The organism is Comamonas sp. (genome assembly GCF_036643215.1).
In the GTDB taxonomy this organism is placed as follows: domain Bacteria; phylum Pseudomonadota; class Gammaproteobacteria; order Burkholderiales; family Burkholderiaceae_C; genus Comamonas.
The window spans coordinates 1-14,846 of record NZ_JAVXSJ010000029.1 but is presented as its reverse complement, the minus strand read 5'-3'; the positions used below and the strand labels follow the sequence as shown (position 1 = coordinate 14,846).

14 protein-coding genes are annotated in these 14,846 nt (G+C 58.7%); 9 read left to right on the top strand and 5 right to left on the bottom strand.

The window, feature by feature from the left end:
* Positions 1-42: 42 nt before the first annotated feature.
* Both RSF91_RS16415 and pobA read right to left on the bottom strand, forming a co-directional pair.
* Positions 43-813, bottom strand: a complete 771-nt coding sequence (locus RSF91_RS16415; protein ID WP_332569432.1) for a 2OG-Fe dioxygenase family protein — start codon at positions 811-813, stop codon at positions 43-45.
* Positions 814-1,013: 200 nt separating this feature from the next.
* On the bottom strand, positions 1,014-2,189 hold the full coding sequence (pobA, locus tag RSF91_RS16410) for a 4-hydroxybenzoate 3-monooxygenase (protein ID WP_332569431.1): 1,176 nt from the start codon (positions 2,187-2,189) through the stop codon (positions 1,014-1,016).
* Positions 2,190-2,369: 180 nt separating this feature from the next.
* Between pobA and RSF91_RS16405 the strand changes: the two genes are divergently transcribed.
* Entirely contained in the window at positions 2,370-3,158 is a 789-nt protein-coding gene (locus tag RSF91_RS16405; RefSeq protein ID WP_332569430.1) for an IclR family transcriptional regulator domain-containing protein, read from the top strand.
* A 65-nt stretch (positions 3,159-3,223) separates the two neighbouring features.
* Here the strand turns inward: RSF91_RS16405 and RSF91_RS16400 are convergent, their stop codons facing one another.
* A complete protein-coding gene (locus RSF91_RS16400) occupies positions 3,224-4,135 on the bottom strand; it encodes a LysR family transcriptional regulator (RefSeq protein WP_332569429.1) in 912 nt (303 codons plus the stop codon).
* Positions 4,136-4,328: 193 nt separating this feature from the next.
* Here RSF91_RS16400 and RSF91_RS16395 point away from each other — a divergent pair, with 193 nt between their 5' ends.
* Positions 4,329-5,327 (top strand): Bug family tripartite tricarboxylate transporter substrate binding protein, encoded by a 999-nt coding sequence (locus RSF91_RS16395; protein WP_099737092.1) that lies wholly within the window; start codon positions 4,329-4,331, stop codon positions 5,325-5,327.
* A 135-nt stretch (positions 5,328-5,462) separates the two neighbouring features.
* On the opposite strand, the gene RSF91_RS16390 is transcribed toward RSF91_RS16395, so the two are convergent.
* Positions 5,463-6,803, bottom strand: coding sequence for an MFS transporter (locus tag RSF91_RS16390; protein ID WP_332569428.1), 1,341 nt, complete (start codon positions 6,801-6,803; stop codon positions 5,463-5,465).
* Between the two features lie 339 nt (positions 6,804-7,142).
* On the opposite strand from RSF91_RS16390, the gene cyoA reads away from it, so the two are divergent.
* The 7 genes from cyoA to RSF91_RS16355 all read left to right on the top strand — a co-directional run bounded on the left by cyoA (position 7,143) and on the right by RSF91_RS16355 (position 14,105).
* Positions 7,143-8,198, top strand: coding sequence for a ubiquinol oxidase subunit II (gene cyoA, locus RSF91_RS16385; RefSeq protein ID WP_332569427.1), 1,056 nt, complete (start codon positions 7,143-7,145; stop codon positions 8,196-8,198).
* Positions 8,199-8,259: 61 nt separating this feature from the next.
* Positions 8,260-10,266, top strand: coding sequence for a cytochrome o ubiquinol oxidase subunit I (gene cyoB / locus RSF91_RS16380; protein WP_332569426.1), 2,007 nt, complete (start codon positions 8,260-8,262; stop codon positions 10,264-10,266).
* On the top strand, positions 10,259-10,891 hold the full coding sequence (gene cyoC / locus RSF91_RS16375) for a cytochrome o ubiquinol oxidase subunit III (RefSeq protein WP_332569425.1): 633 nt from the start codon (positions 10,259-10,261) through the stop codon (positions 10,889-10,891). Before cyoB ends, cyoC begins: the two co-directional genes overlap by 8 nt.
* The gene (cyoD, locus tag RSF91_RS16370) at positions 10,892-11,317 is read left to right on the top strand and encodes a cytochrome o ubiquinol oxidase subunit IV (protein ID WP_332569424.1); all 426 of its coding nucleotides are present in this window, start codon (positions 10,892-10,894) and stop codon (positions 11,315-11,317) included. It abuts the gene before it with no gap.
* A gap of 8 nt (positions 11,318-11,325) precedes the next feature.
* Positions 11,326-12,117, top strand: coding sequence for an SURF1 family protein (locus RSF91_RS16365; RefSeq protein ID WP_332569423.1), 792 nt, complete (start codon positions 11,326-11,328; stop codon positions 12,115-12,117).
* Between the two features lie 134 nt (positions 12,118-12,251).
* Complete coding sequence (locus RSF91_RS16360) at positions 12,252-13,553, top strand: ATP-binding protein (RefSeq protein WP_332569422.1); 1,302 nt, start codon at positions 12,252-12,254, stop codon at positions 13,551-13,553.
* A gap of 15 nt (positions 13,554-13,568) precedes the next feature.
* Complete coding sequence (locus tag RSF91_RS16355; protein ID WP_099737100.1) at positions 13,569-14,105, top strand: response regulator transcription factor; 537 nt, start codon at positions 13,569-13,571, stop codon at positions 14,103-14,105.
* A gap of 190 nt (positions 14,106-14,295) precedes the next feature.
* Here RSF91_RS16355 and RSF91_RS16350 read toward each other — a convergent pair.
* On the bottom strand, positions 14,296-14,846 hold a 551-nt coding region (locus tag RSF91_RS16350; protein ID WP_332569421.1), incomplete at its 5' end, for an AAA family ATPase.

Genomic DNA, 14,846 nt, shown 5'->3' with positions numbered 1-14,846 from the left:
ACAGTTTTGCTCAATTTTTTTGATCCCATCTGACTGAGTCAATCAAGAAGCCGACTCCTGCAAGTCCGCGCCCTGAAAATTGCCACGGCGGTAGGTCAACACCAGCGTATCGCGCACGCCGCCGGGCTCTGCTGGTTGAATTGGCGTGGTTTCATGAATCATGCGCGCATCATCGAGCAGCATGATGGACCAGGGCTCTGTCAGAGTAAAACGCTGGCCATTGGGGCCAGTGGCTTCAAACACGCGGGTCTCGCCCCCCTTCACGCCTTTGCGGTTCACCAGCAGCACTGCCACCAGATCTACGCCATCACGGTGCGCGCCTTCAGGTGTGGGGCGGCCAATGCCGTCGGTGGTGTCGATGCGAAACTGGTGCGCCTCCACAAACCAGCGCTCATGCAAGTCATCGGCGCAAAAGACCTGATCGGCCAGCTGCCCCAGCGCATTGATCATCGCCAGCCATGCAGGGCTGTGCGTGGTGGCATCCAGCATGGGGTCGAACATGCGCTGCATGCCGCCGTGCAGCGCGTTGTATTCCACAGGCTGCCAGTGGGCGCGGTGCGGCACCTGCTGCACATGATCGCCATCGCTCACAAAGCAGGAATGGCGACGGCGGCGGTAGCGGCCACCGTCTTTGAGAAACGCATCGGGTGGCAGTCCCTGCCAGTCGGCATCCATGGCCTGCAGATCATTCACACTCAAACCCATCCACTGGGCAAAATCCTCGGGCTGCAGCACGGCATAACCGTGCGTGCGCAAGGACTGGGCCGCCTGAGCTGGCGGGATATAGGGAGGGGAGAAAATGATGTGCGCCATAAGGTGGGCAAGCTTACTCCTCGAAGCGCGCGCTGACATCTTGTTCAGCGTCGATATTTACGCAAGGCTGCAGCAACCAAATTGCATGGATGAAAAAACTGCCTGCATCACTCGCAGCAACGCAGGCAATCAAAGCCCGGTGCCTGTTCAGGCACCTGGGCACTCATCAGAGCAGTGACGAGAGCAATTCGCTCACAGGCTTACACCAGTGGCAGGCCCACGTAGTTTTCGGCCAGCGAGGTAGAACCGGCGACAGAGTTGACGATGTAGTCCAGCTCGGCCTCCTGCACCTTGGTGTTGAACTCGCCCTCATTAGGGAAGTTGTGCAGCATGGAAGTCATCCACCACGAGAAGCGCTCAGCCTTCCAGACACGGCGCAGGCATTGCTCGGAGTAACGGTCAATACCGGCTTCGGAGTTGTCCTTGTAGTACTCGGTAAAGGCTTGCGACAGGTAGCCCACGTCGGAAGCGGCCAGATTCAGGCCCTTGGCACCGGTGGGAGGAACAATGTGCGCCGCATCGCCAGCCAGGAACATGCGGCCAAAGCGCATGGGCTCGGTCACAAAACTGCGCAGGGGCGCAATACTTTTTTCCAGCGAGGGGCCGGTCACCAGATTGGCACGGGCTTCGGGGTCCAGACGCTTTTTGAGTTCTTCCCAGAAGGCCTCGTCGCTCCAGTCTTCGACCTTATCGGTCAGCGGCACTTGCAGGTAGTAGCGGCTGCGGGTGGCGCTGCGCTGGCTGCACAGGGCAAAGCCGCGCTCGGTGTTCGCGTAGATCAGTTCGTGCGACACGGGAGGCGTATCGGACAGCAGGCCCAGCCAGCCAAACGGGTACACCTTTTCAAAGGTCTTGATCTTGTCCTGAGGGGCGCTTGCGCGGCAAATACCGTGAAAGCCGTCGCAACCAGCGATGAAATCGCATTCGATCTCATGCACCTGGCCGTCTTTTTCGTAGCGGACCTTGGGCTTGGCGCTCTCAAAATCGACAGGCTGCACGTTGCTGGCTTCATAAACCGTCGTCAGACCTTCTTCGGCGCGCACGGCCATCAGGTCACGCGTCACTTCGGTCTGGCCGTAGACCATCACGCGCTTGCCGCCGGTCAGGTCATGCAGGTTGATGCGATGGCGCTGGCCCTTGAATAGCAGCTCAATACCGTCGTGCGGCAGACCTTCTTCATTCATGCGCTTGTCTGCACCTGCCTGCTTGAGCAGATCAACCGTCACCTGCTCCAGCACACCGGCGCGAATACGGCCCAGCACATAGTCGGCGCTGCGCTGCTCGATGATGATGTTGTCGATACCTGCCTTATAGAGCAGCTGACCGAGCAAAAGGCCTGCGGGACCGGCACCGATAATGGCGACTTGTGTACGCATGATGTGTGACTCCTTGTTATGGCTCAAATACTTTTCAAGCAGCCCGCAGTGCGGTGCTGATTGAGTACGGCCACAAGACTAAGTTTTGTGCTGCATCAAGACAAAGCTCAGAAGCGTTGTTTGCGCGATAATCGCACAACAAGAACGACAATCGCACAAAAACAGATTTGAAGCACATTCATGAGTGAGCCCAGCCCCACATCCATTGCCCCTGCCGACTTTATTGCGGGCCTTGCCAAAGGTCTGGCCGTGCTGGAGAGCTTTGACACCGAGCGCCAGCGCCTGAATGCCACTATGGCCGCCAATCGCGCGGGTATTACTCGCGCCGCAGCACGCAGGCATTTACTGACCCTCGCCTATTTGGGCTACCTTGAAACCGACGGTAGCTACTACTGGCTGGCGCCCAAGGTGCTGCGACTGTCTGGCAGCTATCTCGCATCAGCCCAGTTGCCGCGCATCGTGCAGCCCGTGCTGCATAGACTTGCCGCGCAAACCGGCCTCTCCTACTCATGCGTGGTGCGCGAAGGCAGCGAAGTCGTCATCGTGGCGCGCAGCGCCGTGCATGAAAAGGGCGAGCGGCTGATGGCCCACGGCCTGCACCTTGGCACGCGCCTGCCCGCCCATGCGACATCGACCGGCCGTGTGCTGCTGGCATCGCTCTCGCCTGCCGAACTGGAGGACTGGCTGGCCACCTATGACCTGCCCAAACTCACCGCCCATACGGTGTCTGATACGGCGGACTTGAAGACAGTGCTGAGCGAGGTGTGCCGCCTCGACTACTGCCTGGCGCTTGAAGAGCATGAACTGGCCATTCAGGCCGTGGCCGTGCCGCTGCGCAATATGCAGGGGCGCACCATCGCGGCGCTGAACGTGGTCACATCCGCCAAACGCATGAGCCCGCAAGTCATGCAGCAAGAGATTCTGCCGCTGCTGCAGGAGGCCGCCAGAACCCTGCGCCCCTTGTTTTGATCACTATGCTTTTTATAGCTTCTAACGCTTTCAATTAAAGGGCTAGAGGCATATTTGACTCAAAATCAGATATGCCCACTCTCCACCGAGCAAACCTGAACGCTCAGCCTGCGCAGCAACTCAGCCGTGCGCCGCATCAAAGGCGTGGACTTTTTCTTGGCCGGCTGCACCAGACACAGCGTGCTGACGATATGCGGTGACTTGATAGGCACCTCGACCAGACCAGCATCTGTAGCATGGCTATGCATGGCGCTATCGGTCAGCGCCGCATAGCCATAGCCGCCACGTACCAGGTCCAGGATGGCCGGCACGCTGGAAACTTCCCACACCACATTGAGTTTGACCTGAGAGAGCGTGGCCTGCGCCTCCATCAGCTTGCGGAAAATCTGCCCATGCTGGGGCATGATGAGCGGAAACTCGTCCAGATGCGCAAACGGAATGCTGGTGCGCCCCGCCAAGGCGCTGGCCGGGCCAATCAGACACAGGCGCTCTTCCAGCACGGGCGTGACTTCGATTTGCGGGTGCGGCTCGGGCGTGTAGACCAGCCCCAGATCCATGCGCCCCGAGGTCAGCCACTCCGAGATATTCATCGAGAAGCCTTCCACCACGGCTAATCGCGCCTTGGGCATTTCCCGGCTGAAATTATCAATCAAGGGCAGAGTCAGCCGCCGCGCCAGACTGGGCGGCAAACCCACGGTGATGCGGCCCACGGGCTCATCGCGCTGACTGCTTAAATCTTCCTTGGCCAGTGCCACACGCTGCATGATGGCGTTGCCATGCTCCAGCAGGCGTCGGCCTGCATCCGTCAGCGTGACGCCGCGACCTGTGCGAATGAGCAAGGTTTCGCGCAGCTCGGTCTCAAGCGCCCGCACCTGACGGCTGAGCGCAGGCTGAGCGGTGTCCAGCAGCACTGCGGCCTTGCTGAAGCTGCCCACTTCGGCGACTCGCACAAAGGTCTCAATTTGCTGCAAATTCATGTCATCCACCTCTCAAAACAAGCTATGCCATTTTGCTATATCTGCTAGCCACAGCTAGGCCTAGGTGTTTTAAGTCACGGTGACACAATGTAATCAACTGGGCATAAATACCTAAAAATAACAGCCGACGAGATCAACAATGCGTGACAAAACACGCAGCTCATCATCGACAGTCCTTCCAAGGAGACAAAAAATGACTCAATCGCTCAATATGAGCCGTCGCAAAGCCGCATTCGCGCTGGGCGCGATTGCCGCTGCCGTGGCATCCCCCAGCTTTGCGCAAAGCGCCAAGTGGCCCACCAAGTCCTCGCGCATCATCAACCCTTTCCCCGTGGGTGGTGGTCCTGACGGCCTGTCCCGCCTCGTGGCCGACAAGCTGGGCCGCGCCTGGGGCCAGCCTGTGGTGGTGGAAAACCGCCCCGGTGGCAACGGCTTCATCGCCATCAGCGAATTCAAGCGTGGCGCCACAGACGGCACGGACATGATCCAGCTGGACAACGTCCACATCGCCGCCTACCCCCACCTGTTCAAGAAGCTGCCTTACGACTTGAACAAGGACTTCGAAATTCTGCTGCCGCTGTTCCGCAACTTCTTCTTTGTTTGCGTTCCCGTCAACAGCCCCTACAAGACCATTGGCGACCTGATTGCTGACGCCAAGGCCAACCCCGGCAAGCTGAACTACGGATCCTGGTCTGTGGGCAACCCCGTGCACCTGGGATCGGCTCTGCTGGAAAACCAGACCGGCACCAAGATGGAGCACGTGATCTACAAGGAAACCAGCCAGCTGTATCAAGGCGTTGCCAATGGCGAGCTGACCTTTGCGCTGGGCTCTCTGGGCACTGCAGGCCCTCTGGTGCGTGGCGGCAAGCTGCGCTTCCTGGCTGTCGCCGGCCCCAAGCGTATTGCTGGTTTCGAGAACGTGCCTACTGTGTCCGAATCGGGTGGCCCTAAGGACTACGCCGTGATCGGCTGGAACGCCCTGGCCGTGCGCCCCGGCACACCGGCTGCCGTGATCGAGAAGATTCAAGCCGATACGCGTCTGGCTCTGACCGGTCAAGACGTCAAGGACAAGTTCACCGCCTTCGGTTACGAATCCTTCAACCCCACGCCCGCTGAATTCAAGGCCTTCATGGCCGCTGAAAGCAAGCGCTTTGGCGAAGTCATCAAGAAGGCGGGTCTGGCTCTGGATTAATTGCCCAGCCATCCACCGTGTAAAAAAGCCGCCTCTTGAAGGCGGTTTTTTCTTGCCTGAATGTTGAGGCATTCATCCCAAACAAAACGCCCGGAACCAGCCGGGCGTTTTGCAATAAGCGCTTAGCGCCATGACTTACTGATCACGGGTCTCCAGCGCGCGGTTGATACCCAGAGCCACCAAGGTGCACAGCGCACCCGACAGCAGATAGATACCCAGCGCCACCAGACCAAACCTGGCCGACACGCCCAGCGCCACCAGCGGTGCAAAGGCCGCACCAACCAGCCAGGCCATATCCGTGGTCAGTGCTGCGCCGGTGTAGCGATAGCGCGAGGAGAAGTTGGAAGTCACCGTGCCCGATGCCTGACCGTAGGACAGGCCCAGCAAAACAAAGCCCACAATGATGAACACATTGTTGCCCGTAGTACCGCTACCCAGCAGCCAGGGAGCCAGAAAACTGAAGATACCAATCAGGCAGGCCATGGCACCCAGCGTGTTACGGCGCCCCACCCGGTCTGCCAGCCAGCCCGACACCATGATGGCCACACCCGCCAGCAGCGCACCAATAATCTGCACAACCAGCACCGAGATGACCGACTGGTCGGAGTACATCGAGATCCAGGACAGCGGGAACACCGTCACCAGATGGAACAGCGCAAAGCTGGCCAGCGCGGCAAAAGCACCAATCAGTACATTGCTGCCTTCATTACTGAGAAGGCGTGTCACGCTGACGGGCTCCAGCTCGCGCTCTTGCAGCAGCTGTGTATAGGATTGGCCTACAACCAAACGCAGACGGGCGAAGAGCGCTACAACATTCACAGCAAAAGCCACGCAGAAGGGGTAGCGCCAGCCATAGCTCAGAAACTCATCAGCCGTCAGGCTTGAGTACAGAAAGGCAAACAGTGCGGCAGCAAGGACAAAGCCCAGCGGCGCACCCAGCTGCCCAATCATGGAATACCAGCCGCGCTTGTTCTGCGGAGCCGACATGGCCAGCAGCGAAGGCAGACCATCCCATGAGCCGCCCATCGCCAGGCCCTGGCCGATACGCAGCACGACCAGCGCCCAGACAGCCTTCATGCCCACATCTGCATAGCTGGGCAAAAACGTCATGCTCACCGTGCACACACCCAGCAGCAGCAGCGCCAGTGTCAGCTTAGTGGCGCGACCCCAGCGGCGCTGCACGGCCATGGATATTGCCGTACCGATGGGGCGGGCAATGAAGGCCAGCGAGAAGATGGCAAACGCGGCCAGCGTGCCATCAAGCTTGGACATATAAGGGAATAGCAGTGTGGGGAACACCAGCACGCAGGCAATGCCGAACACAAAGAAATCAAAATACTCGGAAGAGCGCCCAATGATGACGCCCACCGCAATTTCACCGGGGGTCACATCTTCATCGGTATCCGCATAGGCCAGGGTTTCCGAGTTCTCATAGTCTTGCTGAGTAAGACCAATGGACGGGTTCATGCTTGTCATAGAGGGTCTACTCCTTGTCTTGCTGTTCAGTCCCGGGGACGCTTTCCGTTCTACGCCCAAGAATGTGCAGCTGCAATAGAGTTTTCGCCCTCAGTACTGTCAGCCAACCGACGCTCGGATGACCTTTTGAGGGCTGATTTGACAATTACAAGCCCTACTTGGCCATCTTTTCTGGCCCGTCAAATCCCCGCTAACTCATTGTCACATAGCGCATTTTTAAAACCGCTACATTGACCTGAGACAAAATGTCCAATAGACAAATGACACCCAGGTATTACATTTGCGGAGATCCAGTAATCCGCGTTTACACCTAAGCGCGACTTTGTCACGCCTAAAGCAATGTTAAAAATCAAGGAAATCCGTGGGCCCGCGTGGCTCGCAGCGGCTGCTTTGACTGCGACCCTCACAGGTTGCAGCAAGCTCGTCGTGCTCAACCCAGCTGGCGATATTGCCAAGCAACAGGGCGATCTGGTCGTTACGGCCACCTTGCTGATGCTGCTCATCATCGTCCCCGTCATCTTTTTGACGCTGCTGTTCGCCTGGAAATACCGCCAGTCCAACACAGAAGCCACGTACGACCCCGAATGGCACCACTCCACAGCGCTGGAACTGGTGATCTGGACCGTTCCTCTGCTCATCGTTATTGCTCTGGGTGCCATCACCTGGATCAGTACCCACAAGCTGGATCCTTACCGTCCTCTGGACCGCGTCTCCTCCACCAAGGCCCTGTCTGCTGACGTCAAGCCTCTGGAAGTGCAAGTCGTTTCCCTGGACTGGAAGTGGCTGTTCTTCTACCCCGAGCAAGGTATTGCATCGGTAAATGAACTGGCCGCTCCTGTGGATCGCCCCATTCATTTCAAGCTGACAGCGTCCAACACCATGAGCGCTTTCTACGTGCCTGATCTGGCCGGCATGATCTACACCATGCCCGGCATGCAGACAGAGCTGAACGCTGTGGTCAACAAGCCTGGCGTGTACAAGGGCATGGCCTCGCACTACAGCGGCGCAGGCTTTGCTGGCATGAACTTCAAGTTCCATGGCGTGAGCAATGAAGAGTTTGACCAGTGGGTGGCAAAGGCCAAGACTGAAGGCAAGACTCTGACTCGCGATGCCTACCTCGACCTGGTCAAGCCCAGCGAGCGCAACCCTGTCGAACGCTTCGCCGCCGTGGATGAAGGCCTGTACACCAAGGTCCTGAACCGCTGCGTGGAAGACGGCAAAAAGTGCATGAACGAAATCATGGCCATTGATGCTGCCGGCGGTGGCGGCCATGCCTCGCACGGCAAGACCTCCAGCGTGAGCCTGCCCCTGGACGTTTGCACATCCAAGGACGCTGACCGCGTTGTGGCTCTGCTCGACGAAGTCGCAGCCTCCGGAGCTGTCGCACAGCAATAAGTAGCTTACGGAGCGGATGAGCTTCAGCCCCGCCGCTCCAATACGACAAAAGTGACTCAACATGTCTGAAACAACAACCCCGGCCGCACACTGGCTGCTGGGCCGCATCACATGGGATCAGATTCCCATGACGCATGAGCCCATCGTGCTCATGACCTTTATTGCCGTGGTGCTTGGCGGACTCGTCGTAGTCGGCGGCATCACCAAGTTCCGCCTCTGGGCTCCGCTCTGGAACGACTGGATGACCTCGATCGACCACAAGAAGATCGGCATCATGTACATGATCCTCGGTCTGGTCATGTTCCTGCGCGGCTTTGCCGATGCGGTGATGATGCGTATCCAGCAGTCCATGGCCTTCGGTGAAAACCTCGGCTACCTGCCTCCTCACCACTACGACCAGATCTTCACAGCCCACGGCGTGATCATGATCTTCTTCGTGGCGATGCCTTTCGTGACCGGCCTGATGAACTATCTGGTTCCTCTGCAGATCGGCGCACGTGACGTGTCCTTCCCGTTCCTGAACAACTTCAGCTTCTGGATGACCACCGGCGGCGCCGTGCTGGTGATGATCTCCCTGTTCCTGGGCGAGTTCTCCACCTCCGGCTGGCTGGCTCTGTCCAATCTGGGGCACCAGAGCGGAAGTACGGGTCTTGACTACTACATCTGGGGCCTGCAGGTCGCCGGTGTCGGTACGACGCTTTCGGGTATTAACCTAATCGTGACCATCATCAAGATGCGCGCTCCTGGCATGAACCTGATGAAGATGCCCGTCTTCACATGGACTGCCCTGTGCACCAACGCCCTGATCGTGGCTTCTTTCCCCGTGCTGACTGCCGCTCTGGTGCTGATGTCGCTGGACCGCTACATGGGTACGCACTTCTTCTCGAACGACTTCGGCGGCAACCCGATGTTGTACGTGAACCTGATCTGGATCTGGGGTCACCCTGAGGTTTACATCCTGATCCTGCCCTGCTTCGGTGTGTTCTCCGAAATCGTGGCAACGTTCAGCCGCAAGCGTCTGTTTGGCTACACCTCGATGGTTTACGCCACGGTGTGTATCACCATCCTGTCCTACCTGGTGTGGCTGCACCACTTCTTCACCATGGGCTCGGGTGCCAGCGTGAATACCTTCTTCGGTATCACCACGATGATTATCTCGATCCCCACGGGCGCGAAGATCTTCAACTGGCTGTTCACCATGTACAAGGGCCGCATCCGCTTCACAGTGCCTATGCTGTGGACGGTGGGCTTCATGGTCACCTTCGCCATTGGCGGTATGACCGGCGTGCTGCTGGCCGTGCCTCCCGCAGACTTTGTGCTGCACAACTCGCTGTTCCTGATCGCCCACTTCCACAACGTGATCATTGGCGGCGTGGTGTTTGCCGTGTTTGCCGGTATCAACTACTGGTTCCCCAAGGCTTTCGGCTTCAAGCTCAACGAGTTCTGGGGCAAGGCTTCGTTCTGGTTCTGGCTGGTCGGCTTCTGGGTTGCCTTCACTCCCCTGTACATCCTGGGTCTGATGGGCGTGACTCGTCGTGCCAACCACTTTGACGATCCTTCGCTGCAAATCTGGTTCATCATCGCCGCCTTCGGCGCTGCCCTGATTGCTGCCGGTATCGGCTGCTTCTTCATCCAGCTGGCCGTGTCCATCTGGAAGCGTGACGAACTGCGCGACGTGACTGGCGACCCATGGGAAGGCCGTACGCTGGAGTGGGCAACTTCCTCGCCTCCTCCCCAGTACAACTTTGCCTTCACCCCCGTGGTGCATGACATCGACGCCTGGCACGACATGAAGAAGCACGGCTATGAGCGCAAGCTGTCCGGTTTCGAGCCCGTCCACATGCCTGCCAATACTGGCGCTGGCGTGGTGATTGCTGGCCTGTCCACCGTTCTGGGCTTTGCTCTGATCTGGCACATGTGGCCCCTGACGATCGCTTCGTTCATCGCGACCGTGCTGGCTTCGATCATCCATACCTTCAACTACAAGCGTGACTACTACATCCCCGCAGCCGTTGTGGCAGCGACGGAAGAAGCACGCACCAAGCAGCTTGCAGCAGCCCATGTCTAATACACATATCCACGCTGGCGGCGCTGCCGCCCTGGCCAAGCGCGAGTACCACCTCGCGCATGAGCCCCACCCAGAAAACGGCACCTCGCTGGGCTTCTGGCTCTACCTGATGAGCGACTGCTTGATTTTTGCCGCGCTGTTCGCCACCTACGGCGTGCTGGGCCGCAACTACGCTGGCGGCCCCAGCGGCAAGGATCTGTTTGATCTGAGCCTGGTGGCCGTCAACACGGCCTTCCTGCTGATGTCGTCCATCACCTTCGGCTTTGCCATGCTGCAAAAGCAGAAGAAGAACGTCAACGGCACTCTGCTGTGGCTGGCCATCACCGGCCTGCTGGGCGCTGCCTTCCTGGCAGTGGAACTCTATGAGTTTCACCACCTGATCCATCAGGGTGCTACACCCCAGACCAGCGCCTTCCTGTCGTCCTTCTTCACGCTGGTGGGTACCCACGGTATCCACGTCACCTTCGGTCTGATCTGGCTCATCACCCTGATGATTCAAATCAAGAAGCACGGCCTGATCAACGAGAACGTGCGCCGTATTAACTGCCTGTCCATGTTCTGGCACTTCTTGGACGTGGTCTGGATCGGTGTGTTCACCTTTGTGTATCTGATGGGGGTGCTGTAAATGAGCGCACACGATATCCACGCTGGCCACGACGATCACCACGATCACGATGACCTGCACGTCACCATGGGTGACTATGTAAAGGGTTTCATCCTGGCCGTCATCCTGACAGCCATCCCCTTCTATCTGGTCATGAATGGCGTCATCACCGACCGCGCCACCGCTGTCGGCGTGCTGGGCCTGTTCGCCATCATTCAGGTGCTGGTGCACATGGTGTACTTCCTGCACATGAACGGCAAGATCCAGGGTGGCTGGACCATGCTGTCCACCATCTTCACGGTCATCTTCCTGTCCATCGCGATTGCCGGCACCTTGTGGGTCATGTTCCACATGAACGCCAACATGATGCCCGGCCATGAGATGCACCAGGCAGCAGGCCATGCAGATCACGCAGGTCACACGGCTCCTGCCGCTGTCACCCCTTGACTGACCACATGAAGAACCAGAGCGCTGCGCGTCAGCGCTCTCCCTTCACCAAGGCGATGCTCGCGATAGTGGGCATCGCCTTGTTTTTAGGGTTCATGACGCTGGGCACCTGGCAGGTGCAGCGCCGTGCATGGAAGCTTGACCTCATCGAGCGCGTAGACCAGCGCGTGCACAGCGCCCCGGTGGCCGCCCCCGACCAAAGCCTGTGGCCCAAGATCAATGCTGCCAACTACGAATACCTGCCCGTGCAGGCTCAAGGCGTATGGCTGGACAGGCAAAGCGTGCTGACTAAGGCACTGACCGAGGACGGCGCAGGCTTCTGGGTGATGACCCCGCTGCAGCGCGACGATGGCTCGCAGATTCTGGTCAACCGCGGCTTCACGCCTGAAAAAATGCGTGCCAGCTGGCTCAAGCAGATCAGCGAAGCCGGACCATCGACCGAAACCGTCACCGTGATCGGCTTGATGCGCATGAGCGAGCCCGGCGGTGGTTTTTTGCGCAAGAACGATGCGGCCAACGGCCAGTGGTTCTCTCGCGATGTAGCGGCCATTGCGCAAGCTCAGGGCTTGAGCAATGCAGCGCCTTACTTCATCGACCTGGGCGTGCCCGCCAGCAACCCCGCCTTCGCGCAGTCCCAGCAGAGTCCCATGTTTGATGCGGTGCTCAAGTCAGGCATGACTGTCATCAAGTTCCCCAACAGCCATCTGGTCTACGCCCTTACCTGGTATGGGCTGGCAGCTATGGTTTTAGGGGCGGCCTGGCTGGTGCGCAAGCACGACAAGGCCAGCGCCGGTCGCTGAACCAGTCGCTGAGCCTCACCACTCACCAAACGCCCTTCGGGGCGTTTTTTATTGGGCAATTTGACGCCCCTCATACATCAGAACGGCATAGCCCCAATCAGTCCACGGAAGGCCTGCTCAGTGACAATTGCGCTGTGAGCCAAAATTCTGATTCCCTGTTCCGCGTACAACGCCTGACCGAGCGGCAAAACATGCAGCTGCTGATTCAGCTGCGCTGGATTGCCGTGGTGGGCCAGGTCATCACCATCTCGCTGGTGCACTATGGTTTTCATATCACCCTGCCCTTGCTGCCAATGGCCTTGGTGCTGGTTGCACTGGTAGCGACCAACCTCGCCTATATCTACTGGAGTCAGGGCCTGCACCGCCCCGTCACCTCGCGCAGCGTCTTCTACGCGCTGCTGGCCGATGTGCTGGCTCTCACCATTCAGCTGTACCTGAGCGGCGGCGCCAGCAACCCCTTTATCTACCTCTACCTGCTGCAAGGCATTCTGAGTGCGGTGCTGCTGCAGTCTCACTACACATGGGTGGTGGTGGCCGCATCCTTTGTGGGCGTGACGGGGCTGACCATCTTCAACCAGCCGCTGCACGTCAAATTCGCCTCCCAGCAAGGACTGCCCAGCCTCTACGTGGTGGGCGTGCTCATCAGCTTTGCACTGACCAGCATTCTGACCATCGTTTTTCTAACCCGCATTGTGGAGAATATGCGCCGCCGCGATAGCCGCATTTCCAATATGCGCCAGCGCGCCAGCGAGGAAGAACACATCGTGCGACTGGGTCTGCTGGCCACCGGTGCCGCCCACGAGCTGGGCACGCCCATGGCCACCATGTCGGTCATTCTGGGCGACTGGCAGCACATGCCTGCCCTCATGCAAGACCCAGACCTGCGCGAAGACCTGCAGGAAATGCAGCGCCAGCTGCTGCGCTGCAAATCCATCGTCTCTGGCGTGTTGCTTTCGGCAGGTGAAACCCGTGCCGAAGGCACGGAAAGCACCACCTTTGTGAGTTTTGTGGAAGGCGTGGTCAGCCACTGGCAAAGCCACAACAGCCTGCAGCACTTTGCCCTGCGCAACGAAGGCGCGGCGGACTTTGCCATGCTCTCAGATACTGCACTGCAGCAGATGATATGTAATTTACTGGACAATGCACTCGAAGCCTCCCCCCGCTGGATAGAGCTGAGTCTGTCCAGCGACAAGGAGCAGGTACACATCCAGGTGCGCGACCACGGCCCCGGCTTTGATGCCGCCGTGCTGCAGCAACTGGGCCAGTGCCATGTCTCCACCAAACAGGAGCGCCCGGGCCGTGGCCTGGGTCTGTTCCTCGTCACTAACGTGGCTCGCGCCCTGGGCGGCCGGGTTCAGGCCAGCAATCTACCCGCCCAGCAAGGCGGCGGTGCGCTGGTTGAAGTTAGCCTGCCCCAGTCTGCCCTCGCGATTTGAAGCATTGTTGATTGCATGGAAGAAGACCGATTACTGCTGCTGGTTGAAGATGATGCAGCCTTTGCTCGCACCCTCAAACGCTCCTTCGAGCGCAGGGGCTACCGCGTGCTGCATGCGGCCAGCGGCGAAGAAGTGCAGGCACTGCTGACCGGGCAGCTGCCGCAATATGCGGTCATGGACCTGAAGCTGGCCGGCAACGCCTCGGGCCTGAACTGCGTGCAGATGCTGCACCAGCTGAACCCAGAAGCGCTCATCGTCGTACTCACCGGCTACGCCAGCATTGCCACCGCGGTAGAAGCCGTCAAACTGGGCGCCTGCCACTATCTCGCCAAGCCCTCCAATACCGACGACATAGAAGCCGCCTTTGGCCGCGTCGAGGGTCGCACCGATGTCGAGGTCAGCAACCACACCACCTCTATCAAGACGCTGGAGTGGGAGCATATTCACGAGACGCTGGCCGAATCCGGCTTCAACATCTCCGAAGCCGCCCGCCGCCTGGGCATGCACCGCCGAACACTGGCACGCAAGCTAGAAAAACGGCAGGTCAAATAGGCAGCTCCAGCAGCTGCGCCTCTCAATCACGCAATGATTTTGATAGCTACTACCGCCTTATTTCATTAGATTTCAAGCATCAATAAGCCTGAAGCCGAGTCAAAACAAGCGTTAACAGCTATCAATAAAAAATTGAGCACAAAAAAAAGCCGACAGCTTTAACACTGTCGGCTTTTTTTAGCGGTGCTGCTTATTCAGCGACTGCGTTCTCAGGCTCGGCCTTTGAGGGATCCTCTTTGGGCAGCTCGGTAATGGTGAGCTTGATATCACCCTTGCCTTCGTTGCCCGCATCGTCCCAGTCCACTTCCAGACGACCACCGTTGGTCAAACGACCGAACAGCAGCTCATCAGCCAGAGAGCGGCGGATGGTGTCCTGAATCAGGCGCTGCATCGGACGTGCACCCATCAGCGGGTCAAAGCCCTTCTTGGCCAGATGCTTACGCAGCTCGTCGGTAAAGGTCACTTCCACCTTCTTCTCGGCCAGTTGCTGCTCCAGTTGCAGCAGGAACTTGTCCACAACGCGCAGAATGATCTGCTCGTCGAGTGCCTTGAAGCTGACTGTGGAGTCCAGACGGTTGCGGAACTCAGGCGTGAACAGGCGCTTGATATCGGCCATCTCGTCACCGGCCTCTCGCGCATTGGTAAAGCCAATGCTGGCCTTGTTCATGGTCTCGGCACCCGCGTTCGTGGTCATGATGATGATCACGTTGCGGAAGTCGGCCTTGCGTCCGTTGTTGTCCG

Coding starts and splice junctions, on each gene's coding strand:
- RSF91_RS16415 (WP_332569432.1), bottom strand. CDS start 813: ATGGCGCACATCATTTTCTCCCCTCCCTATATCCCGCCAGCTCAGGCG.
- pobA (WP_332569431.1), bottom strand. CDS start 2,189: ATGCGTACACAAGTCGCCATTATCGGTGCCGGTCCCGCAGGCCTTTTG.
- RSF91_RS16405 (WP_332569430.1), top strand. CDS start 2,370: ATGAGTGAGCCCAGCCCCACATCCATTGCCCCTGCCGACTTTATTGCG.
- RSF91_RS16400 (WP_332569429.1), bottom strand. CDS start 4,135: ATGAATTTGCAGCAAATTGAGACCTTTGTGCGAGTCGCCGAAGTGGGC.
- RSF91_RS16395 (WP_099737092.1), top strand. CDS start 4,329: ATGACTCAATCGCTCAATATGAGCCGTCGCAAAGCCGCATTCGCGCTG.
- RSF91_RS16390 (WP_332569428.1), bottom strand. CDS start 6,803: ATGACAAGCATGAACCCGTCCATTGGTCTTACTCAGCAAGACTATGAG.
- cyoA (WP_332569427.1), top strand. CDS start 7,143: ATGTTAAAAATCAAGGAAATCCGTGGGCCCGCGTGGCTCGCAGCGGCT.
- cyoB (WP_332569426.1), top strand. CDS start 8,260: ATGTCTGAAACAACAACCCCGGCCGCACACTGGCTGCTGGGCCGCATC.
- cyoC (WP_332569425.1), top strand. CDS start 10,259: ATGTCTAATACACATATCCACGCTGGCGGCGCTGCCGCCCTGGCCAAG.
- cyoD (WP_332569424.1), top strand. CDS start 10,892: ATGAGCGCACACGATATCCACGCTGGCCACGACGATCACCACGATCAC.
- RSF91_RS16365 (WP_332569423.1), top strand. CDS start 11,326: ATGAAGAACCAGAGCGCTGCGCGTCAGCGCTCTCCCTTCACCAAGGCG.
- RSF91_RS16355 (WP_099737100.1), top strand. CDS start 13,569: ATGGAAGAAGACCGATTACTGCTGCTGGTTGAAGATGATGCAGCCTTT.